The organism is Paenibacillus sp. JJ1683 (assembly GCF_053006485.1).
The window spans coordinates 1,584,568-1,608,852 of sequence record NZ_CM129820.1; the positions used below are offsets into that span (position 1 = coordinate 1,584,568).

General features: G+C 46.0%; 21 protein-coding genes. 13 read left to right on the forward strand and 8 right to left on the reverse strand.

Going from position 1 to position 24,285, the window contains the following annotated elements:
- Positions 1–4 precede the first annotated feature (4 nt).
- Genes cobT through ACUC6J_RS06770 form a run of 4 tightly spaced genes read left to right on the forward strand, consistent with a single transcriptional unit; the run spans position 5 to position 4,156 of the window.
- Complete coding sequence (gene cobT, locus ACUC6J_RS06755) at positions 5–1,075, forward strand: nicotinate-nucleotide--dimethylbenzimidazole phosphoribosyltransferase (RefSeq protein WP_044785824.1); 1,071 nt, start codon at positions 5–7, stop codon at positions 1,073–1,075.
- Positions 1,072–1,632 (forward strand): bifunctional adenosylcobinamide kinase/adenosylcobinamide-phosphate guanylyltransferase, encoded by a 561-nt coding sequence (cobU, locus tag ACUC6J_RS06760; protein WP_044785825.1) that lies wholly within the window; start codon positions 1,072–1,074, stop codon positions 1,630–1,632. The genes cobT and cobU overlap by 4 nt, the downstream gene beginning before the upstream one ends.
- Entirely contained in the window at positions 1,629–2,498 is an 870-nt protein-coding gene (gene cobS / locus ACUC6J_RS06765) for an adenosylcobinamide-GDP ribazoletransferase (RefSeq protein WP_447249961.1), read from the forward strand. The genes cobU and cobS overlap by 4 nt, the downstream gene beginning before the upstream one ends.
- Before the next feature lie 38 nt (positions 2,499–2,536).
- A complete protein-coding gene (locus ACUC6J_RS06770) occupies positions 2,537–4,156 on the forward strand; it encodes a cobyric acid synthase (protein ID WP_447249962.1) in 1,620 nt (539 codons plus the stop codon).
- A gap of 99 nt (positions 4,157–4,255) precedes the next feature.
- On the opposite strand, the gene ACUC6J_RS06775 is transcribed toward ACUC6J_RS06770, so the two are convergent.
- Positions 4,256–5,959 (reverse strand): methyl-accepting chemotaxis protein, encoded by a 1,704-nt coding sequence (locus ACUC6J_RS06775; RefSeq protein ID WP_242210649.1) that lies wholly within the window; start codon positions 5,957–5,959, stop codon positions 4,256–4,258.
- Between the two features lie 502 nt (positions 5,960–6,461).
- Here ACUC6J_RS06775 and ACUC6J_RS06780 point away from each other — a divergent pair.
- The 5 genes from ACUC6J_RS06780 (at position 6,462) to ACUC6J_RS06800 (ending at position 13,391) form a co-directional block, all read left to right on the forward strand.
- On the forward strand, positions 6,462–7,691 hold the full coding sequence (locus tag ACUC6J_RS06780; RefSeq protein WP_447249963.1) for a PTS transporter subunit EIIC: 1,230 nt from the start codon (positions 6,462–6,464) through the stop codon (positions 7,689–7,691).
- 204 nt (positions 7,692–7,895) lie between these two features.
- Positions 7,896–8,729, forward strand: a complete 834-nt coding sequence (gene licT / locus ACUC6J_RS06785; protein ID WP_016820651.1) for a BglG family transcription antiterminator LicT — start codon at positions 7,896–7,898, stop codon at positions 8,727–8,729.
- A gap of 168 nt (positions 8,730–8,897) precedes the next feature.
- A complete protein-coding gene (locus tag ACUC6J_RS06790) occupies positions 8,898–10,799 on the forward strand; it encodes a beta-glucoside-specific PTS transporter subunit IIABC (RefSeq protein WP_447249964.1) in 1,902 nt (633 codons plus the stop codon).
- A gap of 241 nt (positions 10,800–11,040) precedes the next feature.
- Positions 11,041–12,438 (forward strand): L-cystine transporter, encoded by a 1,398-nt coding sequence (locus ACUC6J_RS06795; protein ID WP_447249965.1) that lies wholly within the window; start codon positions 11,041–11,043, stop codon positions 12,436–12,438.
- Between the two features lie 254 nt (positions 12,439–12,692).
- Positions 12,693–13,391, forward strand: a complete 699-nt coding sequence (locus ACUC6J_RS06800; protein WP_016820648.1) for a queuosine precursor transporter — start codon at positions 12,693–12,695, stop codon at positions 13,389–13,391.
- A 66-nt stretch (positions 13,392–13,457) separates the two neighbouring features.
- On the opposite strand, the gene ACUC6J_RS06805 is transcribed toward ACUC6J_RS06800, so the two are convergent.
- Together ACUC6J_RS06805 and ACUC6J_RS06810 are read right to left on the reverse strand one after the other, a co-directional pair.
- The gene (locus ACUC6J_RS06805) at positions 13,458–14,546 is read right to left on the reverse strand and encodes a M24 family metallopeptidase (RefSeq protein ID WP_017426575.1); all 1,089 of its coding nucleotides are present in this window, start codon (positions 14,544–14,546) and stop codon (positions 13,458–13,460) included.
- Positions 14,547–14,610: 64 nt separating this feature from the next.
- Positions 14,611–15,375 carry an MBL fold metallo-hydrolase gene (locus tag ACUC6J_RS06810; RefSeq protein WP_250249030.1) on the reverse strand — a complete coding sequence of 255 codons (765 nt, stop codon included), beginning with the start codon at positions 15,373–15,375 and terminating at the stop codon, positions 14,611–14,613.
- Between the two features lie 164 nt (positions 15,376–15,539).
- Between ACUC6J_RS06810 and ACUC6J_RS06815 the strand changes: the two genes are divergently transcribed.
- Complete coding sequence (locus ACUC6J_RS06815) at positions 15,540–16,049, forward strand: GNAT family N-acetyltransferase (protein ID WP_019686608.1); 510 nt, start codon at positions 15,540–15,542, stop codon at positions 16,047–16,049.
- Positions 16,050–16,148: 99 nt separating this feature from the next.
- Here the strand turns inward: ACUC6J_RS06815 and ACUC6J_RS06820 are convergent, their stop codons facing one another.
- The 3 genes from ACUC6J_RS06820 to ACUC6J_RS06830 form a co-directional block, all read right to left on the reverse strand.
- Positions 16,149–16,583: a threonine/serine exporter family protein gene (locus tag ACUC6J_RS06820; RefSeq protein ID WP_017426578.1), complete on the reverse strand. Its 435-nt coding sequence runs from the start codon at positions 16,581–16,583 to the stop codon at positions 16,149–16,151.
- 20 nt (positions 16,584–16,603) lie between these two features.
- Positions 16,604–17,359: a threonine/serine exporter family protein gene (locus ACUC6J_RS06825; RefSeq protein ID WP_016820643.1), complete on the reverse strand. Its 756-nt coding sequence runs from the start codon at positions 17,357–17,359 to the stop codon at positions 16,604–16,606.
- Between the two features lie 109 nt (positions 17,360–17,468).
- Positions 17,469–18,326 carry a hypothetical protein gene (locus tag ACUC6J_RS06830; RefSeq protein WP_447249966.1) on the reverse strand — a complete coding sequence of 286 codons (858 nt, stop codon included), beginning with the start codon at positions 18,324–18,326 and terminating at the stop codon, positions 17,469–17,471.
- A 360-nt stretch (positions 18,327–18,686) separates the two neighbouring features.
- Here ACUC6J_RS06830 and ACUC6J_RS06835 point away from each other — a divergent pair, with 360 nt between their 5' ends.
- Both ACUC6J_RS06835 and ACUC6J_RS06840 read left to right on the forward strand, forming a co-directional pair.
- Complete coding sequence (locus ACUC6J_RS06835; protein WP_447249967.1) at positions 18,687–19,418, forward strand: HAD family hydrolase; 732 nt, start codon at positions 18,687–18,689, stop codon at positions 19,416–19,418.
- 137 nt (positions 19,419–19,555) lie between these two features.
- Positions 19,556–20,236, forward strand: coding sequence for a serine/threonine protein kinase (locus tag ACUC6J_RS06840; protein WP_016820640.1), 681 nt, complete (start codon positions 19,556–19,558; stop codon positions 20,234–20,236).
- An 82-nt stretch (positions 20,237–20,318) separates the two neighbouring features.
- Here ACUC6J_RS06840 and ACUC6J_RS06845 read toward each other — a convergent pair whose 3' ends face one another.
- Both ACUC6J_RS06845 and speD read right to left on the reverse strand, forming a co-directional pair.
- Positions 20,319–21,737 (reverse strand): malic enzyme-like NAD(P)-binding protein, encoded by a 1,419-nt coding sequence (locus ACUC6J_RS06845; protein WP_447249968.1) that lies wholly within the window; start codon positions 21,735–21,737, stop codon positions 20,319–20,321.
- Between the two features lie 249 nt (positions 21,738–21,986).
- The gene (gene speD / locus ACUC6J_RS06850) at positions 21,987–22,793 is read right to left on the reverse strand and encodes an adenosylmethionine decarboxylase (RefSeq protein WP_016820638.1); all 807 of its coding nucleotides are present in this window, start codon (positions 22,791–22,793) and stop codon (positions 21,987–21,989) included.
- Positions 22,794–23,366: 573 nt separating this feature from the next.
- Here speD and ACUC6J_RS06855 point away from each other — a divergent pair.
- On the forward strand, positions 23,367–24,215 hold the full coding sequence (locus tag ACUC6J_RS06855) for a hypothetical protein (protein WP_447249969.1): 849 nt from the start codon (positions 23,367–23,369) through the stop codon (positions 24,213–24,215).
- Positions 24,216–24,285 lie beyond the last annotated feature (70 nt).

The following is a 24,285-nucleotide window of genomic DNA, read 5'->3' on the forward strand; positions in this document are numbered from 1 at the left end:
AGGGATGAACGACAAGCTGCGTCAGCTGATCGATAGCATAGCCCAGCCGGATGGAGTGGCGGCTTCGGCAGCGTCAGCACATTTGGACCAATTAACAAAGCCACCTGGAAGTCTTGGAAAGCTGGAGAGCTTGGCCATCCAGCTAGCAGGAATTACTGGCGTGGACAAGCCTGAATTTGATCGTAAAACGGTGATGGTCATGGCTGCGGATCATGGGGTATGTGAAGAGGGAGTTAGCGCCTTTCCAGCTGAGGTTACGCAGCAAATGCTGTATAACATGCTGTCAGGCGGCGCAGCAATTAATGTGCTGGCACGTCATGCAGGCGCTGATGTCCAGGTAATAGATGTTGGCGTGAATGCGGACGTTGCTCACCCGGATTTGGTGAATCGTAAGGTGCGTATGGGCACTTCGAATATGGCTAAAGGGCCAGCCATGCTGCGTACGGAAGCGGAACAAGCGGTTTTGGCCGGAGCTGAAGCCGTAGCAGAAGCGGTTAAAGGTGGCACACGGCTATTCGTTACCGGAGAGCTAGGCATCGGGAATACGACAGCCAGCGCTGCGGTTGTATGTGCGCTCACCGGACTTGATCCGGAAGTGATCGTGGGCCGGGGAACGGGGGTAGATGTGGCGGGGCTTACCCGTAAAATAGCCGTTGTCTGCCGCGCATTGGATGTGAATCAACCGGATGCCAATGACGCGCTGGACGTGCTGACCAAGGTCGGCGGTCTGGAGATTGCCGCTCTGGCAGGCGTCATCCTCGGCGCAGCCGCGCATCGCTGTCCAGTGGTGCTGGACGGCTTTATTTCCGGCGCGGCAGCCCTTGCTGCACGCGCGCTTGCGCCTGCGAGCGCGGCGTACATGCTTGCTTCGCACGCCTCGGACGAGCGTGGACACGCGGCAGTGCTCCGCCAGCTTAAGCTGGAGCCCATGCTCCATCTGGACATGCGGCTCGGTGAGGGCACGGGCGGTGCGCTGAGCTTGCACCTGATTGATGCGGCGTGCCGCATTATGCGCGAAATGGCGACCTTTGCCGATGCAGGCGTATCGGACGGTCAGGGAGCCGCGCAGCGATGAAGGCGCTCGTGACCGGCGGGGCACGCAGCGGAAAAAGCGGCTTTGCCGAGCAATTATGCATGGCGCGCGCTCCGCGCGCCTGCTATATTGCAACGGCCCAAGCCTATGACGTGGAGATGAAGGAGCGCATCGCTCTTCATCGGCTCCAGCGCGATTCTGTTGGGTATGACTGGCAGACGCTGGAGGAAGCGCAGGCGCTGCCGGAGCTGCTGCGGCGGCTTGGCGACGATCAAGCGTCGCAGCCTGCGCCTATGGTGCTGGTCGACTGCCTGACCCTTTGGCTGTCGAACGTGCTGCTGGCCGCAGGTGAGGACGGCGAAGCTGCGGCCAGAGCCGCCATGGATGAACTGGCGGCAGCTGTGGAGCAGTATCCGGGATCGCTCGTCATCGTAACCAACGAGGTCGGTGACGGTATTGTACCAGAATATCCGCTTGGAAGGCTGTACCGGGATTTGAGCGGGATTATGAATCAGCGGATAGCCCGTGTTTGTGGCGAAGTTTTTTTAGTGACGGCGGGCATTCCCGTAGAACTTAAACAGTTGGAATATAAGCTATGAGCCGCGAACGTCAGGCTATTGCTGCGGCTTTTCAATTTTTAACCCGTCTACCGGTCAAGGCGGAGCTGGATTTTTCCCCGGAGCTGCTGAAACGCAGTGCAAGCTATTATCCGCTGGTTGGAGTCATTATTGGTATTATCGTCTGGGGCATTGCGGCGCTTACGGCTATGGTGCTGCCACCGCTGCCGTGTGCGATTCTTACCCTTGCAGTCTGGGTCTGGTTGACGGGCGGACTGCATCTGGACGGGTGGATGGATGCTGCGGATGCCTTATTCAGCTACCGGTCCCGTGAACGGATGCTGGAGATTATGAAAGATAGCCGTGTAGGAGCAATGGGGGTTATTGCTTGTGTGCTGCTACTCATGCTCAAGGCTGCTTTGCTGTATACCGTGCTGGTTGAACAAAATGTGTCCGGCTTGTTGTTGCTTCCGATGGTTTGGAGCCGCTGGTTTATGGTACATGCAATGAAGCGCTGGCCTAAAGCCCGTAACGATGATGGACTGGCTGCGCGTTTTGCTGATATGAGTGGTGGACGTGCCGGACTGGCCGTATTTTGGGCTGTAGTCGTGACTCTAGGTGCTGCCGCAGGCCAGTATATACTTGCAGGACCAGCTACAGCAACAGAGGGATCAGGAAACCTGTCGTTAGCAGGATCACACTTACAGACGCTCCTTTCGTATTCTGAAAGCCTTCCAATCTGGATAGGCTTTGCGTTGCTTCCGCTCTTGGCTTACGGAGTTGGAACCTTTACAGCAAACCGTATTAATCGCCGTCTTGGGGGACTTACGGGAGATATATACGGAGCTTTGAACGAATTGCTGGAGACTGTTTTGTTGCTGTTTATTGTCATTTTGTACGGGTTGTGATCAAATTTGAAATGAATTCGTTAAAGGGGAAGAGGCAATTGTCAACTTTCGAACCGTCCCGCACGAACCCGGCAGCTATATTAATGCTTCAAGGAACAGCGTCGGATGTGGGTAAAAGCGTGGTGACGACCGCGCTGTGCCGGATCTTTCTGCAGGACGGCTACCGTCCCGCACCGTTTAAGTCACAAAATATGGCGTTAAACTCTTATGTTACCGAGGACGGCAAGGAAATTGGACGTGCACAGGGAGTACAGGCCGAAGCTTGTGGTATTGAGGCGACGACCGACATGAATCCGATTCTGATTAAGCCGGTCAAGGATATGCACTCACAAATTGTTGTACACGGTGTACCTTATGCCTATATGAGCGCTTCCGATTACCGAAAGGATTTTTTGCCACAAGCCAAGCACACCGTTATGGATGCGCTAAATCGGCTGCGCGATACCTATGATATTGTGCTTATGGAAGGGGCAGGCAGCCCGGCAGAAATTAATTTAAAGGACCGCGATATTGTAAATATGAACCTTGCAGGCTGGGCGGATGCCCCAGTATTGCTGATTTCGGATATTGACCGGGGTGGTGTCTTTGCCTCTCTGGTAGGGACTATTGAGTTGCTGGAACCCCATGAAGTACAGCGTATCCGTGGATTTATCATTAACAAATTCAGAGGCGATTTGTCCCTGCTTCAACCAGGATTGGACTGGCTGGAAGAACGGACAGGCATTCCTGTACTCGGTGTACTGCCCTATTTACCGGACATTCGCATTGAAGCAGAAGATTCGGTCGTACTGGACAAGAAGCCTAAGCGGTCAGCAAAGGATAAAGAATTGGACATTGCGGTGATACGTTATCCGCGTATTTCCAATTTTACGGACACGGATGCTTTGGCCGCAGAGCCGGATGTGAGCGTGCGTTATGTCACAGAGGCCGGACAATTGGGCGTACCGGATGCCATTATCTTACCGGGAACCAAAGACACCATCGGAGATCTGCTGGAATTGCGTGAAAGAGGGCTAGAGGATGACATTCGAGAGGCCATGAAGATAGGACGCACGCAACTGGTTGGTATTTGTGGGGGCTATCAAATGCTGGGTACAGCGTTATTTGATCCCGATGCCGTCGAATCTGGGTTGCCGCAGCAGGCAGATGGGTTAGGTTGGCTAGCTCTATCCACGACCTTCTTAAAGGAAAAGCAAACCGTGCGCGTTCAAGGAACCCTGTCTAATCATTGCCCACTTTTGTTAAGCACTGCACTTGATTCGGGTTCTACCTCCAAGCCAGTCATTGAAGGATATGAAATACATATGGGTGTTACAGAGTATGTCACGGAACCACATGTATCTATAGACAGGACTCCAGACTCAACGAAAATGAAAACATTATTCCAGATTCAGCGTGGGGAAGGGACTGCCTTTGAGGAAGGTTGGGGTACGACAGACGGTAAGGTATGGGGAACCTACTTGCATGGTGTGTTTGATAATGACTGTTTTCGCCGGTCCTGGTTGGATGGACTGAGACAAGCCAAGGGCTTGCCAGCTTTGGATAGCACTTTTACTGTACGTGAAGCCAAGGAACAAGAATTTGACCGTGTCGCAGAGGTGATACGCGCTCATTTGGATATGGGACAAATTTACCGCATTCTCGGGATGGATTCATAAACTTCTTCATGGAAGATCCTTTAAAAAGCTTTAAAAAAATAAAGAGGTATCTCTACAGTCATTTTTGTGACTGAGAGATACCTTTTTTAGCAGATCAGCTTACTTAATTTTAAATTTTTGAACCGCCTTTTGCAGTTCAGTTGCTTGTTGGCTTAATTGACGAACAACCTCACTGTGGCTTTCCATTTCATTCAGTTGCTCATCGGCATTTAAACCGATCTCCTGAATCATATGTTGTGCGTTGGCAGCAATGAGAGCTGTCTCCTCCACGGAAGCAGATACTTCCTCCGAGCTGGCGGATACTTGCTCCGTTGCTGCGGATACGGTTTGAATCGTAGCGTTGATCTTTTGCATGAGCTCACTTAGCTGGTTAAAAGCAGAACTCGCCTGTTGAACCATTTCCGTTCCCGAGTGAATCTCACGACTAACCTGAGTCACTGAGTCCACAGATTGCTGAGATACTTCCTGAATGGTAACCAAATAGTCCGAAATTTCCTGTGTTGCTGCTTTGGATTGCTCTGCGAGCTTGCGAACTTCCCCGGCAACTACAGCGAAGCCCCGTCCATGCTCGCCCGCGCGGGCAGCCTCAATGGAGGCATTCAGGGACAACATTTGAATCTGCTTTGTAATATCGAAAATTGCAGAAACGATGCTACCAATAGCTTCTGAGCGTTCATTCATACTATGTATGTATCGAAGCGACTCATCAGCAGCATGTCCTACCTGTGACATTTGAGCTACAGCTTTTTGAGCAAGCGTATTCCCGTTAACCGTTTCTTTCGTTGCTTCACTGATTTGGTCAGATACATCATTGGCAGAGGAAGCGATATGCTGCACACCTTGAGCAATCTCCTCCATAGCCTGTGCATTTTCAGCAGCAGCAGAAGCGATGCTGTTGCTGCCCTTGGCTACTTCTTCAGCGGCAGCTGTAGAGTCCTGGACTTTTACACTCATAGCCTCAGTTCGACGAAGCAGCTCGTCCGACCCTTTAACAACTGCACCTGATGTAGTAAGCACATGGCCGATCATTTCTTTCAAGTTAAGAGACATAGATTGGAAGCTGCGGGCAAGTTGAGCAATTTCATTAACTCCTTGAACCTTTGTATCTTGCGAAAGATCACCTTGGGCAATTTTTTCGCTATGACGAACCAATTCAGCAATGGGCTGTACAACTTTACGAATGACAAGGGTAGAAATAACTCCGCCCAGTATAAGTGTTACCAGTGTAATACCAATGCAAATCCATAGGATTTGTTGGGATTTTTCCTGTACGAATCCAACATCTTCGTTCACGCCAAGAATCAGATTACTGCCTGATATGGCAAAGAAGGCGGTTTTGTGTACTCCATGCGAGTCGCTGTAAATGTCACTGATATTCATCTCGCCTTGTTTGGCTTTTTTAATATCCTCAACAGGAACGAGGGTATCCTTGACCTTATATGCTGATTTTACGTTTCGTGCGACAACTTCGGCCTTACCATCATCCTTCAGCACCGCAATATATGCGGATTCTAATTTGAGGGTGTCAACCTTGTCCTGAAGATAAGCTTCCATCTGCATAGCAGAGCTGGAACCAGACCCACTTCCTTGCCCAGCTTGAACGGCTAAGGAAATATTGAGATCCTGATACACATTTTTAGCCCCAGTTTCTAGCAATTGGTCTACTTGAGGCATGACACTGCTATTAATGATACTCATGGAAACTGCATAAAAACTGATGCTGAACAGAAGAGACGCAAAGAGCTGAATCAGCAAAAACATAATTCGTAGCTTTGCGCCAAGGGAACGATTAAAACGCTTCATGAAAATTCTCCTCTCACATGATGGTGATAAAACAGACGAATTGCCCTGCTTGATGTAGGCCGCTTGTCCAATGAGATACTAGACACGCCATGATCTACTTGTTTTCCTTTCTTTGCTTGAAGAAAAGACTGAAAATGTTCGGATTCTATGTATATTTCAGCTGTATTCAAGGACACAAGATATGAGAAAGGGAAGTAATCCATGATTTACTAAAAAGTAGGTTAGACCTATTTTACATAATTAACAGACGGTTGAATAGTCATATTTGCCCAAAAACAAACAAAAAATATATAACTATGGTCTTGGGTGTTTAGATGTAAGTTTGATGTAAATTATCAGGAGTAGGAAATTAAAAAGCTTTACCCGTGCTTTTATAACTATTGTAAAAAAGAAGGAATATAAGTAGTATAAGGAATGCCACTTTTTACAAGCTTCTTTTAAGCTTGCTTTAATAAGTTCGAATGTGGTCTTCAATATACATATAAAAGGGGAAAAGGCAGTTATGAATCGGGAATTGCTTTCTAAGGAAATAAATTTGGAGGTAGAGGGAGAAGATAACCAGGAACCGACTATAGATCAAGATAAAGCGAATAGAGGAGGGAATCCGTTCAGCCGCCTGTTTGATTTTATCTCAGGCGTATTCACTCCGCTCTTGCCATTGCTAATTGCTGGAGGAATCATTCAGGGGATTGCGACTGTCTTCTTGTTCTTAGATTTTTTTGATACTCAAGTCTTTACCGCTTTAGGGTACATTGGTGGTGTCGTATTTTATTTTTTGCCCATTATGATAGCGGTAAATGCGGCAAGAAAGCTTGGTAGCAATTTATTTATTGCGGCGGCAATTGGGGCCTGCTCATTTCATCCTGGTATTATGGAACTACTGCAATCCGGCCTAAAAATGAATTCAGACGATTTACCCGTGGTGGAGCCACAGTATGTTGCCTCTTTTATACTGATTCTTATTGTTGTCTGGCTTGCATCGAAGATTGAAAAAGGATTGAGTAGGTTCGACCGTTATTCAATTCAACTACTGGTCGTTCCGACATTGACGCTTATCTTGATTGTGCCTTTATTGCTGTTTGTTTTTGGTCCGCTGTGGACGACCCTGGCACATCATTTGTCGGATGGTTTTGCTTCACTGTTTGACGATGCGGACGTATTTGCAGGTCTGCTGTTTGGTGGGACAATACCTGTGCTCCACTTTGCGGGCATGCAATATATGATGTCGATGAACATAATAGAATCCATGGCTACGAATGGCTATGATTCTATTACCCCTGTTGTTGCGGCGGCAGTCATGGCTCAGGCAGGCGCGGCCTTCGGTGTATGTGTTAAATCCAAAAATGCCAAAGTCAAAATACTTGCTGCTTCCACAGGCCTGTTGGCTATGTTTGGAATCATTGAACCAGCATTATACGGCGTTAATGTGCGCTTCAAAAAACCGTTTATCGCGGGACTGGTTGGCGGGGCTATTGGTGGGGCGTGTATGTGTCTGTTTGAAGTGAAGTTGACTGCTTTTGCAGCCTTATCTGGCTTGCTTAGCTTACCCCTGTTTTCCGACACTACATTTGTTTACGCCATTTTGAGCATGTTGATTTCGTTTGTTACGGCTGGTGTAATTACGTATTTTATGGGCTTTGTGGACGATAAAGAGGAGCCATCAAAAATTGCATCCGCATCCCGTATTCGTGCTTCCTCGGAATTGAATGTGGAAAAGAGCTCTAACAATTAAGGTGCAACGCAACGGCTAATTACCTCATGTAAGTGTTTACAAAAAAATCTTGTCAGCTCAGTGTTTATATGATACTATGATGACAGTTAATCAAAACTGCACAATCATGGATTGTTACCATATCGGGCAAAACCATAAACAGGCACTATGTGTCAGTTTTGGTATTGCCTTTTTTTACTACTCCAAGCGGCTTAAGGTGATGGAATGAAGATAGCAAAGGTGCTGAATAATAACGTCGTAACGGTCATTGATGAACAGCAGAAAGAATTAGTCATTATGGGAAGAGGAATTGCTTTTAAAAAAAACACAGGCGATGAGATTGAAGAGGGGAAAATTGAGAAAATTTTCAAGCTTGAAAGTACCGAGGTTTCCCGTAAATTGATGACCCTGATGTCTGATATCCCTATTGAGTATGTTGAACTTTCTGATGAAATCATCCAGTATGCCAAAACGATACTTGGTGTAGAGTTGCATGACAGCATCTATATTTCGCTGACAGATCATATCCATTTTGCCATAGAGCGTTACCGTTTGGGTATGGACATCAAGAATGCACTTTACTGGGAAATCAAACGAATGTACCGCAAGGAATTCGCGATTGGGACCAAAGCATTGCACATGATTCAGGACAAGCTGGGGGTTACACTTCCAGATGATGAAGGGGCGTTTATTGCCTTACATTTGGTGAATGCACAGCTGAACAGTGAAATGCGCGAAACGATAACCCTGACTAATATCGTCAAGGATATCATAAACATTGTAAGCCGCTTTTTTGTAATGGAGCTGGATGAAGAGTCGTTAAGCTATTACCGCTTTATTACACATCTCAAATTTTTTGCCCAACGGGTTATGAACGGAACTCCTGTACAAAATACAGATAATTCGCTTCATGATATGGTTAAGGTACAATATAAGGACGCTTATGCTTGTGCGGAAAAAATAAGAGATTATACGTCTAAGATCTATGGTCGAAGCTTATCCCAGGATGAGATGCTGTATCTTACGATTCACATCGAACGCATCATTAAGAATCAATGATTTTATGGATGATCAGGGATTTAGGATTGCTACTTCTAAACAAGAAGGCAAAACCTGAATGCTGAAAGAAGATTGGCTTTTATAAAGCTGTCTGCTTTCTGTATTCAGGTTTTTTTTATTCCCAATTTTCACACACTATATACCTTAAATAGAAAAGAGGAATGCCTCATGGATCGAAATCAATTATCCAAAGAGATACTTACATTGGTCGGTGGAGAAGAAAATGTAGAGCAGGTCATTCACTGCATGACGCGCTTGCGCTTCAACCTTCATGATGATAAGAAAGCTCAAAAAGAGCAGTTGCAAAAAACGGATGGTGTCATGGGAGTCATGGAGAGTGGCGGCCAGTTTCAGGTGATTATCGGAAATGATGTAGCTAATGTATATAAATCATTGGTGAGTAACATGTCCAAGGCACCGCAAAGTGAAACAGGCGCAAGCACTGCATCCAAGAAAAAACAAAACCCGATCAGCCAACTGTTCGACTTTATTGCGGGTATGTTTACACCTATTTTGCCGGCGATCACCGGGGCAGGTATGATCAAAGGGATTATTGCCCTACTGGTAGCTATGCACTGGATGTCTGACAAGAGTCAAACCTATACGATTTTAGCCGCAATAGGTGACGGTGCGTTCTACTTCCTGCCGATTATTTTGGCTGTGAGTGCGGCTAGAAAACTCGGTAGCAATATGTTTATTGGTGCGGCGATTGGTGCTTCAATTTTACATCCAGACATTACAGCATTACTGGCTTCGAATGTGAAGGTTAGCTTTATTGGCCTTCCGGTGACAGCGGCCACGTATTCGTCGACCGTTATTCCAATTGTTATCGCGATCTGGCTGGCATCCTATGTTGAAAAATTCATTGATAAGTATACTCATGCATCACTGAAGTTGCTTGTTGTTCCAACACTGACTCTATTGATTATCGTACCTTTGACGTTGATTGCTGTAGGGCCGCTCGGCTCCATTATTGGTAATGGCCTGTCAGGAGGGATATCTTGGTTGTTTGAAAATACAGGTGCGCTTGCAGGTCTACTGCTGGGCGGTACCTTCTCCCTGATCATTATGACAGGTATGCACTACGCATTGGTTCCAATTATGATCGGATCGATTGCAACGTTGGGCTATGATTACATGATTCCAATTATGGGAGCAGCTAACTTGGCTCAGGCTGGTGCAACACTCGGCGTATTCTTGAAATCCAAAAATGCCAAAGTCAAAACAGTGGCCTTCTCCACGAGCTTGACAGCTATTATGGGTGTAACCGAGCCTGCAATGTATGGTGTGAATATGCGGTTTAAAAAACCGTTTACGGCAGCGTTGATCGGCGGAGCTGTCGGTGGGGGCTTCATGAGTTTGTTTGGTACAAAAGCGTACGTCGTTGGGGGACTCGTTGGTTTGCCTGGTCTGGCTATGTTTATTGGACCGACTTTCTTGTACGCAATTCTTGGTCTTATTATTGCATTTGTGGTTGCTGCGATTGTTACCTATGTGATCGGTTTTACAGATGAAAAGAACGAAGAAGCGACACAAGCAGCAGATGCTGCTGGCGAGATCTCTATTGAGGAAGTAGCACAATCTGCGATGAGCTCACTGCCAAAAGGTGAGAAAATCCCGGTATTCAGCCCAATTGTGGGTGAAGTTAAACCGCTCAGTGAAGTCAATGATCCTGCATTTTCTCAAGAAATTATGGGTAGAGGATGGGCTATTGAACCCTCCGAAGGTCGGGTTGTTTCCCCAGTTGAGGGCACAGTGTTCTCCATTTCCAAAAGTGGGCACGCTGTAGGTTTGGTGAGTGATTCAGGACTTGAAATGCTCATTCACGTAGGGATGGACACTGTTAAACTAAAAGGACTTCATTTTACGCCTCATTTTAAAGCAGGAGATCGCGTAAAGGTAGGTGATCTTATACTGGAGTTTGATCTGGTGGAAATCCGCAAGGCTGGATACGAAACGATAACGCCTGTTATTGTTACAAATGTAGATCAGTTTAGCGAATTGGAGCCCGCAGGGAATCAGCATAAAGTCGTTAAGGAACAGGAACTGTTATATACAGTGATCGTCTAACAGCTAAAAAAATCTACGTATAAATTGAAAACGAATTGTTGTGTTCAGGATAACAAACAGCAAGCCTTCATCTTACGAAGGCTTGCTGTTTGTCGTTTTCATAAAATCTAAGGCTGAAGCAGTTTTATTATTTTTATTTCAATAAAACCTACAAAAATAGTTGGCTTTGTGATATAGTAATCTTCGGATTGAAGGGTCACTTTAGAAAACATCTTACGTTTAAGTTTGGAGGAAAAGATATATGGATACCTTCTTAATTATTTTAAATGTTATCGTGCTGCTTGCACTGCTCGGCGTGTTGGTCTGGATGCAGAAAAAGCGCATCTCTTTTACAAAAAGAGTTTTTACCGGGCTCGGCTTCGGACTGATCTACGGGGCTATTCTTCAGTACGCTTATGGGGCTGGCTCAGAGGTCATTACCAAATCGGTCGATTGGTTCAACCTTGCAGGTAATGGTTATGTCCGTTTGCTGCAAATGGTCGTTATTCCGCTTATCATGGTGTCGATTATTTCGGCTATTATGAATTTGAAGGGAAGACAGAACCTAGGCAAAATAAGCGTGTCCATTATTGCAGTGCTACTGATTACAACGGCGATTGCAGCTTCAGTAAGTATTGTAACCAGCCTGTCTTTTGATCTAAAAGCAATTGAGATTCAAAGTGGTGAAAAGGAGCAAGCGCAGGGACTGAAGATGGAAGAACGCCTGGGAACAGTTCAGGATATGACTATTCCACAGCAGGTGCTGGAATTTATTCCTTCGAATCCTTTTGAAGATATGACAGGGGCACGCCGTACATCGACGTTGGCAGTGGTTATCTTCTCAGCCTTTATCGGGGTGGCAGTACTCGGATTGGATCGTAAAAAACCGGAGCAGGCGCAAACCTTCCGCAAAGTGATCGACGCAGTGTACGCTGTAGTGATGCGGATTGTAACGCTGGTGCTAAGATTGACGCCTTACGGTATTTTAGCACTGATCACGAAAGTTGTAGCTACAACAAATCCGGATGAAATCTTGAAGCTGATCAAGTTTGTACTTGCTTCTTATGTGGCTTTATTAGTCATGTTCGTTATTCATCTTATTTTGCTGGCCTTGTTCGGTTATAATCCAGTGACATATGTGAAAAAGGTATTGCCTACGCTGGTTTTTGCTTTTACGTCTCGTTCCAGTGCAGCGACCATTCCATTAAATGTTGAAACACAAACGAAAAAGCTTGGTGTGTCCGACGGCATCGCAAATCTGTCCGCGACCCTGGGTGCAACCATTGGGCAAAACGGCTGTGCGGGTATTTATCCTGCCATGCTGGCGGTCATGATTGCTCCAACGGTGGGCATAGATCCTACAAGCTGGGATTTTATCCTCACACTTATTCTGGTTGTTACGGTGAGCTCGTTCGGTGTGGCAGGTGTAGGCGGGGGCGCCACTTTCGCTTCCCTGATCGTGCTTTCTACCCTGAACCTTCCCGTTGCCTTGGCAGGATTGCTCATTTCGGTTGAACCGTTAATTGATATGGGCCGTACCGCGTTGAATGTTAATGATTCTATTACCGCAGGTCTTATCTCTGGCAAAGTACTCAAGGAGAACGATCAAGACGTGTTCAACAACCATGGCACGGATCTGGATGCAGCGGCACACTCTTAAGTAAAAGATAGACGAATGGTATACACTGCAGCCTCATATCGCATTTATCGCATATGTATATGTAACACATGCAGTGTGCACCTCCATACTCAGAGCCGACCCTAAGGTCGGCTCTTTATTTTGGGCTGGTGGCCGTGTAAATTATAGCTGTTCACAAATCCTAATCTATGATACATTAAAATAATGTTTTTCCGGCTTGTTCGGATGAACCGCGGTTCGCAACCATCCCGCGCTATCAAAACTAGGAGGATTTCATGTTTAATCTGTTATGGGGGGCAGCATTTGTCCTCGTCAATTTTATGTTCTTTTTGCTATGTTATCGGTTGTTTGGTAAAAAAGGGCTATACGCCTGGATTGGCGTTGCTACTGTTTTGGCCAATATTCAGGTAACCAAAACCATTGATCTGCTCGGCATTACCACGACATTGGGAAATACAATGTATGTTTCTATGTATATGGCCAGCGATTTACTAAATGAAAAATATGGGCCTAAAGAGGCGCGAAAAGCTGTGTGGTTTGGCTTTTTTACTCTGATTATGACGACGATCACGATGCAGATGGTGCTGTTATTTGAGCCTACTGCAACCGATTTTGCCCAGACACCGATGCAACAGCTCTTCGGATTGTTGCCAAGGCTTGCGCTTGCCAGCTTGACAGCCTATGCGGTCAGTCAATTGCTGGACGTGCGTCTATATGCCTGGATTCGCAAGTTTTTCCCGGAGCGTCATCAGCTCTGGATTCGCGGCAATGGCAGCACGATGATCAGCTCGTTTATAGACACCCTCATTTTCTGTAGCATTGCCTTTTACGGCTATGCGTGGGGAATATGGATCGAACTGTTGTTCACCACCTACATCTTAAAATTTGTACTGACTGCGGCAGGTACACCGATTTTATACATCGCACGTAATTTCCGTTTGATAGAAGAGGAGGGGCAAACCCTCAAGCCTTAATTGGCTTGGGGTCGCCCCTCTTTTTTTTCGTACTTTTAACATATCAATATTAAGAATAGCACTAGATTACCCCAGCACGGTCAGTTCCTTCGGAAAAGAAGTCAGCACTTCAACACCCTCAGAGGTGACCAGAACGTCATCTTCAATCCGCACACCCCCAAGACCTGGTACGTAGATGCCGGGTTCGATCGTGAACACAAACCCTTCATGAAGCAGATCGTTATTGCCTCCGTGCACAGATGGATATTCATGAACACTCATACCAAGACCATGTCCAACCCGATGGTTAAAGGCAGGGCCATATCCAGCGGCTTCAACAACGGCTCGAGCTGCCTGGTCTACGGATGCGCAGGAAACTCCCGGGCGAATGGCGGCAATTCCGGCTTCATTTGAGCGAAGAACCGTATTATATATCGTTTCCAGCTCAGTCGAAAGCTTGCCAAAGGCAAAAGTGCGTGTAATATCCGAAGCATAACCATCGGAATATACACCCATATCAAACATGAGCAGATCGCCGTGTTGCAGCTTGCGGGTCCCTGGGACACCATGTGGCAAGGCTGTTTTGGGTCCAGACAACACTGTAGTGTCAAAGGATGGACCATCTGCACCGAGTTTTTTCATCTGGTATTCGATTTCGGCTACCAGCTCGACTTCTGTCACCCCTTCGCGAACATGGGTTAGGCCGTGACGAAGAGCATCTTCCACCAAACGAGCTGCATGCTTCAAACGTTGTACTTCCTCAGGAGTTTTTCTCACGCGCATGTCTTGAAGCACCGGACCCAAGTCAACATATTGAGCAGCGCCAATGGCAGTATGTAGTTGTTCGTAACGGAGGACGGAGACGTGTTCCTTTTCCAGTGCGAATGCTTTCACTCCGGTACCTGTGCGTTGGCGTAACAGATCATACGGATTGTCCGTATCGGTGTGGGTGGATATACGCGTCACCGAGGAAGCAGCTTGGGCAGCTTCTGCGTCCAGGGCGGGTACAATTAGTTCTGGTTCTTGGTCACGAAGCAGCACGAGCCCTAGAAAACGCTCATGCGGATCACTGGCGAAGCCTGTCAGGTAGTAAATATGTTTGGGATCGGTCACAAGTAGGCCATCCCAAGCTTGTGACTTCAGTTCATCATACAATCTGGTAATTTTATCATTCATAGAGTCTCATTCCTTTCTGTCCATTTATTCATTATAGCTCTTATTACATCATAATTTATATGGCTTATTCTCTTGACTGACTTAATGCTTGCAGACGTGCCTGCACATTCTGATCATAGTAACCACCATGGTAGCAGAGTACCTTATCTACATCCAATACGGTCAGTTTATCGAGGCTCTTCAGAGCCAACGGCATATCCGGCGTAGCCGACTCAGCGGGACCGACCAGCTCACCCTCGACTACACGCAGTTCATCTGCTGCCAACAGCAGCTTGTGTGCAGGCACATACAAGCTGATATGTCCGGGCGTGTGACCAGGTGTATGAATAATCTGTATGCCTCCACCATAAGGCAGATGTTCACCGTCCTCAAGCATATGAGCAAAGCGCAAATCTGGCAGGCGGCGAATCATATCCTCTGCTTGTTGCTTGAGTGCAGGCTCCATCAGATTGATGCGTTCCGGCGTCAGCTTTATAAATGGTCGTTCTCCTGTCATATATGGAATGTCATCCTTATGGGCCAGCAGGGCAGTGTTCGGTAGCAAGTCCAGCAGTGCTTGAACATTTCCGATATGGTCAATATCCTGATGCGTTATAATAATTCTTTTCAGACGGCTTATATCCTCACCCACATCTGAAATAGCCTTGCGCAGAGGCTCCAATTGGCCAAGCATGCCCGAGTCTATCAATGTAAGTCCATCCTCGTCCTTGAGCAGTACAGGATGAATGATCGAATTTCCAAAAAAAGGTCCCATAGACACTTCCAAAATCAAAATTTGAGTTCCAATATTCATATTAAGCTGCTTCGGATTCCTTTGATTCCGAAGCATACCTCCTGTCTCATGTTGTTAAATTGGTTAATGTAGTGCTGGCTTATCTTCAAATTCTATTATAAGACCCTTTGGGGTTAATCCGCAAAACAACTCGATATGGCTGTTCCAGCGCTTGTCCTGTACAATAAATAAATCACCACAATAGGGGGGCAGATACGATAATGAACAAGGACCAATCTTTTTCCATTGAAATTGCATGCAGGGAGGATCTTCCCGATATTGTGGATATTTATAATTCTACAATTGCAGGACGAATGGTCACGGCAGACCTGGAGCCTGTGACAGTGGAGAGCCGCATTCCATGGTTTGAAGCTCATCAGGAAAACCACCGCCCTTTGTGGGTACTAAGACAAAAGGGGAACATTGCCGGATGGGCCAGCCTTCAGTCCTTTTATGGCCGTCCAGCTTATAACGGTACAGCAGAAATTAGCATTTATGTCCATGAGGATTCTCGTGGAACCGGCACTGGAAGCCGTCTGGTACAGCATTTGCTAAATGAATGTCCGAGACTAGGAATTACAACGTTGTTGGGGTTTGTATTTGGTCATAATGAACCGAGTATTGCGCTGCTGCGGAAGTTTGGCTTTGAGCAGTGGGGATACTATCCACGTGTTGCCGTGCTGGACAGCATAGAGCGAGATCTGGCTATATTAGGTAAGCGAGTAGATTAATATTGAGCTACACAAAAAGGCTGTCCCCACCATCGTCTCATACACTGTCAGTGTGGCGATTTTGGGAGCAGCCTTTTTTACTTTGTTATTTCTTCGTTTTTAACGCTGAGGTTTAAAACGTACGTTGTGAAAGATTTGATTAAGCACCTCAGAGATCACCAAACCGACTGCTATTGCCCCGGCGATCATGAGTGTGCTCATGGCCAGCTCCAGTGCCTGAGGATAATGTTGTTGTACGAACTGGCGCATGGCATTATAAGCCATTCCTCCTGGCACCAGGGGAATCATGCCTGCCACGCTGAAAATAATCACAGGCATTTTGTACAGTCTAGCAAAACCTTGACTGACGATGCCGATAAGGATCGTGGCTAAAAGGCTGGCGCTCACAGGTCCCATGCTATCCGTGGTTGAGTAATAGACAAGCCAGCCCAGCATACCGACAAAACCACATTGCAGCAGCGAACGCCGAGGAGCGTGGAACAGTATACCGAAAGCAGCGGTGGCAATAAAGCTTGTGAATAATTGTGCAAGCATAAGCTTGAATCTCCTCCAAATTACATATAAGAAATGATAACTGCAACACCAGCACCAATGGCGAAAGACGTCAAGCAAGCATCTGCACCTTTGGAAAGCCCTGAGACTAGGTGCCCGGACATTAAATCCCGAAGGGCATTTGTAATTAACAAGCCCGGCACCAGTGGCATAACGGAGCCAATGATAATTTTATCCATCATCTGACCCCCGCCAACAATCACTAACAGAGCCGCCAGCAAGCCGATTAGAAAAGATGCAGAAAATTCTGAGAAAAACTTAACCTTAACGAGCCTGTGGAAATATTGTAAGGCTGCAAATCCGATACCGCCGCACAACACAGCTCCGGGGAAATCTCGCCACACTCCACCAAACATGATCATAAAGCAACCGCTGGCCAACGCTGCAGCGATCAGTTGTACACGATTGGAATAGCGGAGGGGACCACGTTCAATTTCCGAAAGCTCTTTTACGGCTGCGCTGGGAGACAAAGTGCCTGCGCTGATTTTACGTGAAATGGAGTTCACCTCGGTCACCTTGTGCAAATCTGTAGTCCGCTCTACGATCCGGATTAGCTTGGCAGGTTCCGAATCATTAATGGCAAAAAAAATTCCAGTGGGTGTTACATAGCTATGGGACTGGGATATGCCATAGGCTGAAGCAATGCGGGACATCGTGTCTTCAACACGATAGGTCTCGGCTCCATTTTGCATCATCAGTTTGCCTGCTAGCAGACAAACCTCAACGATTTCAGGAGTAGGATAGGAATGATTATTCATGCTCGCTCTCTTTCATGCGCCCCAGGTCGTTCGACCCTGTTGTTTTCATTTATTGTAGCACAAAAAGCCGCCTTTTCAGAGGCGGTTAAATTGGGGGAATCTATGGAGTTTATCGAGATTCTATCGTATCGGGAATAACGGTATAGTAGGACTCCTCTAGGTATATTGCGGCCTCAGACAAGCCCATCAGCCTAAGCTGTCCTGTTACAAAAGCTCGAAGGGCTGAATGGGTGAACAGATGCCGTGTCTGAGCATCCCGAATAAAGGCCAGTCTGGCTTCACGCGAACCGCTGCGGAACAAATCACGTACAGCTTCACCTTGTTGTTCCCAAAGGAATGGCTCCGTTACGTTCAAGAAGTCGCTCTCAATAGAAGAGCTACGCTTCAAAGAAGAAGGTGCCTGAATACCCAAGCCATTCAGTGTAGGAGCAACTTCATTTTGCTTACGCTCTGTTCGCAAGCTGTCGATGTAGGCGGCCATATCTTGAATCGGCAGAATGCCAAAGCGCTCCCGAAAGCATTCGCGTACAAACGCGGTACGTTCATCCACAGCCTGCGGAGGACGCTGACCAGCATGTCCAGAATAGTCTGCTCCACTGGCATAGTATCGTTTTAATGAACTGTTTTCTGTATAAACAACGCTTAAAAAATCCTGCAAATGGCGGGCAACCACCCATACCCCCGTCCAATCGACGGGAGAGACGCATACAATCGGAGCCTGTGAAAGGTCCTTTTCAAGACCAAAATCGGTTAAAATGCCATAATGTATCCCGTCCACTCCAGCGTGGGCAAAAGGAATAACATCAGGCGGTGTAGCCATATATCGCGGAGCGCGGCCTTGTTCCATAATCAATCCCAAATCAAAACTCAGAGAATGCCGGTTCGCTTCAAGCTCCTGTTCAAACTCTATAAGTGCCTCAATCAAAGGTGTGGCTGATCCATAGGCTAGGTTAGAACCGGAATCCATTGTGTATACCTCCCTTATCCAAGTACATCTGTAAAGCGTTCATCCCTAAAAGGTACGTGATTTTACACGAAATGTAAACCTGTATGACGAATATTTTCAAAAATGTGACCTTTTACCCGTGTGCTATCAAAATAAAACGCTTTCGTTCAAATTAGGACAAGATGCCTATGTTAGCGCAGTAGTGAAGTAAAGTGAGTTTGCCAAAATGCAGTCTTTTCAGTGTATGTTATTATCTGAGAAGGGTGAATGACAGATACGGGGTGGGTAGGTCAGGGTGCAACGTAATAGGTCAACGGGTATAATATCAGGACAAGGTATAGAGGAGTGTCATCCAAAGATTTAACAGAAAGAAGTGGGCATATGAACTTGCAAAAGAAGGCTGTTTTTTTTGATGTAGATGATACGATGTACGATCATTTGCACCCTACACGTGATGCATTACGTACAGTATTAGGATTAAGTGAGCGTTTTCCATATGAGGGAGTCTACCACCGTATTCGCTATTACAGCGATTTACTATCGGCTAAAGGAGGACTATTGGAGGGGAAAGCAGGGCAGGAAGAACTGGATGAGATGAGGGAAGGTCGTTTTATTCTGGCTCTACAAGAATTCGGGGTAGATATTACCCGTGAGCAGGCATTGCATGTCCAACAAGAATACTTGGATCGTCAGTACCGAATTGAGTCTTTTGAGGGGGCTACTTCGTTAATTGATGAATTGAGCTCGGCTGGCTATGTGGTTGGTTTAATTACGAACGGTCTTGAAGAACACCAGATGAGCAAAATTAAAGCCATGACACTGGAAAATCATGTTGCAGCAGAGCATATTTTTGTGTCTGGGACCGTTGGTTATGCTAAACCTGATCCACGTATTTTCCAAATAGTGAACGAACGGACAGGAACTTTAGCAGAGCATTGCTGCTACATTGGGGATTCCTGGCGTAATGATGTGGCGGGAGCTATAGCTGCAAATTGGCAGGTCATTTGGTTCAATCACAGGAACGCTTTCCCGGAATCTGATGTGTCGGGGGCTTATAAAACCGCGGCAAGTTACACAGAGTTAAGAAGGCTGCTCCTGCCAGACGCACGTTAGACACGGTACATATCGTGTTATCCAAAAGAATCTAACCTATTTTGAAGCTATTTCAAAAGCTGGTCCGTAATACTATTTATCTGTTATAAATCTAACTTCATTTGAAATGGGTAGAACAGAGAAGGAGGGACCCGCGCATGGTAGAACCATGGAGGCAGGCAGACGACATCATAAGTCAAGTGACCGTATATAGTACGGAGGATAATGACCCAGTTACCATTAAAACAGCCACCCAAGGCGTACGCTGTATTGGCATTGGGACAGATGCGGCTGTATTTACACTCGATACGTTGCCAGGCTACGCGTTCAAGGTGTATTCAGACATGGCGATCGAAAAAAAAGATGCAGAAGCCGATGTATATGAGCGTTTGCAAGGGTCTGATTTTTTTCCTCATTATTACGGAAAAGGCGATAAGTATATTGTCATTAGTTACGAATCTGGTGTTACGTTGCTAGATTGCCTGCTGCAAGGAATTCCGGTGCCGGAGCAGGTCATTTTGGACGTGGAAAAGGCGAGGGAATTTGTTCGGTCCAGGGGACTGAATCCCCGTGATATTCATCTCAAGAATGTACTCATGCAAGACGGACGCGCCAAGGTATTAGACGTATCTGAATATGTAAAAGAAGGCGATGACAAGCGTTGGGAGCATTTGGTGTGGGCGTATCATACGTTCTATTCCGGTTTCTCCGAGGTTAAGGTTCCTTCATGGATTTTAGATACGATCAAAAAATGGTATTACAAGCTGGACAACTCCAGCATCAACCTGGAGGAGTTTGCCCAGCGTGCCAGTCAATTGTTTTCTAAATGGAAGTCATAACTGCTGTGAAGAGTATCGAGATACAGACCTAGCCTTCTATACAAAAGGATTGCACCCATTTTACGGGAGCAATCCTTTTCTTCTATCTGAAATCTCTAGGAACTCTTCTGGCTGTACCGCTCGCAATCGCGGCTTGAATCACCTTTTTACGCACCTGCTGTACAGCGCCTTCGTTAAAAACACCCGGGATAATATATAGCTTGTTTAATTCATCGGGACGGATTGTGCTTGCGATGGCTTCTGCGGCTGCCAGCTTCATCTCTTCGTTAATTTCACGGGCGCGACAGTCCAGTGCTGCTCGGAATATGCCAGGGAAGCAAAGTACGTTGTTAATCTGGTTAGGATAGTCCGAACGTCCGGTGGCGATGACCCCTGCAATATCCTCGACATCCTCTGGGTTAATTTCCGGAACCGGGTTCGCCATGGTGAACAGGACAGGAGCTTCCTTCATACGCTTCACGTCTTCTCGTTGCAATATTCCGCCTGCCGACAGACCGATAAACACATCTGCGTCCTTCAGAACCTCAGATAGCGTGCCGGACAGCCGTTCAGGGTTGGTATGCTGCGCATACCAGTTCCACATCGGATGCTCATAGGTTTCATCAGCTGTAAGCGCACCGTTACGGTCTACACCAATAATGTTCACTGCCCCTGCAGATAGCAAAATTTTGGTACAGGCGACACCTGCAGCCCCGATACCGCAGACGACAATTTTGACGTCAGACAGAGCTTTGCCGACCACCTTGAGCGCATTAATCAGCCCTGCGTACAAAACAACAGCTGTGCCATGCTGATCGTCATGAAAAACAGGTATATCCAGCTCGTCACGTAATCGCTGTTCAATTTCAAAGCATCGTGGCGATGAAATATCCTCCAGATTAATACCGCCAAAGGCTGGGGCCAGTTGCTTAATAGCCTTAATGATTTCTTCCGTGTCCTGCGTATCCAGGCAGATGGGGAAGGCATCGACGGACCCAAGCTGCTTGAACAGCATGGCTTTGCCTTCCATAACCGGCATGGCTGCATACGGGCCGATGTTGCCGAGTCCGAGGACAGCGCTTCCGTCAGAGACGACAGCGACGGTGTTACGCTTAATTGTTAATCGGAAAGCTTTGTCTGGCTCCTCATGAATTGCCATGCATACGCGTGCCACATCAGGAGTGTATACCCGGGATAAGTCATCGCGGTTTTGAATCGGGACCTTAGGCTGCATTTCAATCTTGCCCCCGAGATGTAAGAGGAAGGTGCGATCAGAGATGGACAGTACCTTTACACCTTGTGCTTTTTTAATCCGGGCGATCATTCGGTCGATTTCTGCTGGATCAGCAATGGTGACTGTAATATCTCTCACAGTGGCCTTCTCAGAGGTGCGGATGACGTCAATGGCGATGACATCTCCGCCATGTTCGTTTACCAATGTAATCAATTGACCAAACTGGATGTGCTCGGTGGAAATTTCCAGTCGTAAAATAATATTTTTACCGCCAATACCGCCTTGCATGCAAATTCCTCCTTTGTCTTTTAAAACAAAATAGTGATCAATTGATTGCGCTTACAATCGGGAGCAAGTCTAAAATCTAGGCTGATAGTTTAAATTAGTGGTTTCTTCCCCTATCATAGTGAACATTCTTCCACTTGTACAGATCAAGCTGAGTAATATATATGATCTTGTATCCAAAAAAGACGAAAGCCCGGCTGAATTCCAGTCTAAGCAATCGTCCTTTGTATAACGAAATGATCCATTTTTGGTTTACGTCATATTTTTGCCGTAGTAAATTTCGTCCATTTCGATTTTGAGTCGTGTTGATATATTTTGTTGCTCTTTTTCACTCAGACTTTCTTTTGTGTAGCCGAACAGGTAGTTGTCCAGATCAAATTGTTTTAGCTTGCATTTGGTATGGAAAATATTTTCCTGATACACGTTTACGTCGATCATGTCATACTGATTGCGCACTTCGTCGGGAATATAGTTTTGAATCGAGGCAATGTCGTGGTCGATAAAAAGCTTATGACCATTCGTATCACGCGTAAAGCCGCGTACCCGGTAATCAATCGTCATAATGTCAGTGTCAAAAGAATGAGTCAGATAGTGAAGTGCCTTGAGCGGGGAGATTTCCCCACAGGTAGAAACATCAATATCTGCACGAAACGTGCTGATCCCCTCGTCTGGATGATATTCAGGGTAGGTGTGAACCGTAATATGACTTTTATCCAGCTGTATCACGACAGACTCAGGTAGGGGACCTGGTGATTCTGCATACGAATCATTCGGTACCTCCACAATCGGCCCTTCTGATATAAGCACTGTCACGCTCGCTCCTTGAGGGACATAATCCTGCTGAGCAACATTGAGTACATGGGCACCGATAATATCGGATACATTTTTTAAAATAGCTGTCAGTCGATCCGAGTTATATTGTTCATCAATATATTCAATATAGGCCTCGCGTTCTTCTTTGGTTTTGGTGTAACAAATATCGTACATATTAAAGCTCAATGATTTGGTCAAATTGTTAAATCCGTGCAGGGTAATCCGCTGTTCCGGTGTTATGGTCATAGGCTATTTCCCCTTATAGTCGCAGTATTCATACGTAATATTCCCAACACGCCTTTTCATATACCGATTCATAAAATCAGCTTTGTAGCGGATAAAATAAAGACTTGAACATGTATGTTTTACCCGTTTGGTATCATTAAAAACAGCCAGATTCACTTGAGCTCCTCTCGATTTTACATGTATGGGAATTAAACGTTAATATACTTTATTTCTTACTCAGCAATTTTTAAGTAACAGAGCTTATAATGTGGACTATGTATATATGTATACAGGAAGGGAACGGAATTGGCAGAAGGTTCGTAGTACAACAAAAGATCTAGGTTCGTAATTCATGAATTTAATGTATGTTACCTTCATAATGCTGAAAGCTTAACCGAATATGATTATAGGCCCTAAAAAATAGTGATTTTGTACATTGCATAAAATGAGAAAAGCAACTTCAGCCACTGTTATGCGTATAATGAAATAAACGTAACAAGCTAAGAATTATGAAGTTAAAATGAATTTTGATCGCAAACTCATTTTATAAACCTATCTCATGACTGTAAGAAAAACGGTGGAAGGAGTATCAAGATGCTGGCTTTGTCCGATCCGGCCTGGACTCTGCTCCAAGGCCCCTACGGTTCTTCTCAATACGTTCCAGAAATGTTAAAACAGCTCCAAGCCGGATATGATGGCGAAATGGCTGACACCTTGTATTGGGAGGAATTGTATCACCAAAATACGTTGTATACTTGTACTTTTGCGGCTGTACCTTACCTAGTAGACATTGCGCTAAAAAGTTCTGATATAGAGATTCGGGCAGATATATATACCATTTGCGGAATATTTGAAGCGAAAAATAATAATCCCTTACATACCAAAATCCCGTTGGAATTTGCAAGGGATCAGGTGGAAGTGGATTCTAGCCTGGCAGAATATATTTATACGCAATATCGAAGTGCCATCGTTCGCCTTACAGAATTGACGGAAGAAATGGTGCTCTATGCGAAAGAACACGAAGAAGATGTCGGCAAGCGCTATGTTCTCGCTGCGGCTGCCGCCTTTGAGGGGGATCATTCCGTAGCCTATATGCTACAAACTTTTGATACAGGTGACGAATATATGCTGGATTGTCCCCATTGCGGTACCCCGCTCTATATTTGGCCTGATGAACAGGGTGACACTCTCGTTGTCTATGATAAAGACCCTGTCAGTTCAGGCAATCTAATCCCCTATCCGATTCGCCCCCGTTCTTTGGACCATAAAGGTGCCAATATACAGTGGCTATACGAATATGCTCAAAAAATAGATGAGAAATTACTTCTTGCCCAGTTACCTTACTTAAATGGCTGGGTAGAATGTCCAGTGTGTAATTCACCCATATACATATGGGATGAGTTGATGAAAATGGCTGATGGTGTTCGGAGGCATACCGCTTAACCAACAAAAAAAGGGGCTGTTTTTTTACAGCCCCCTAATTTCCCTTTGTATTTTTACACTCTTCTTCGTG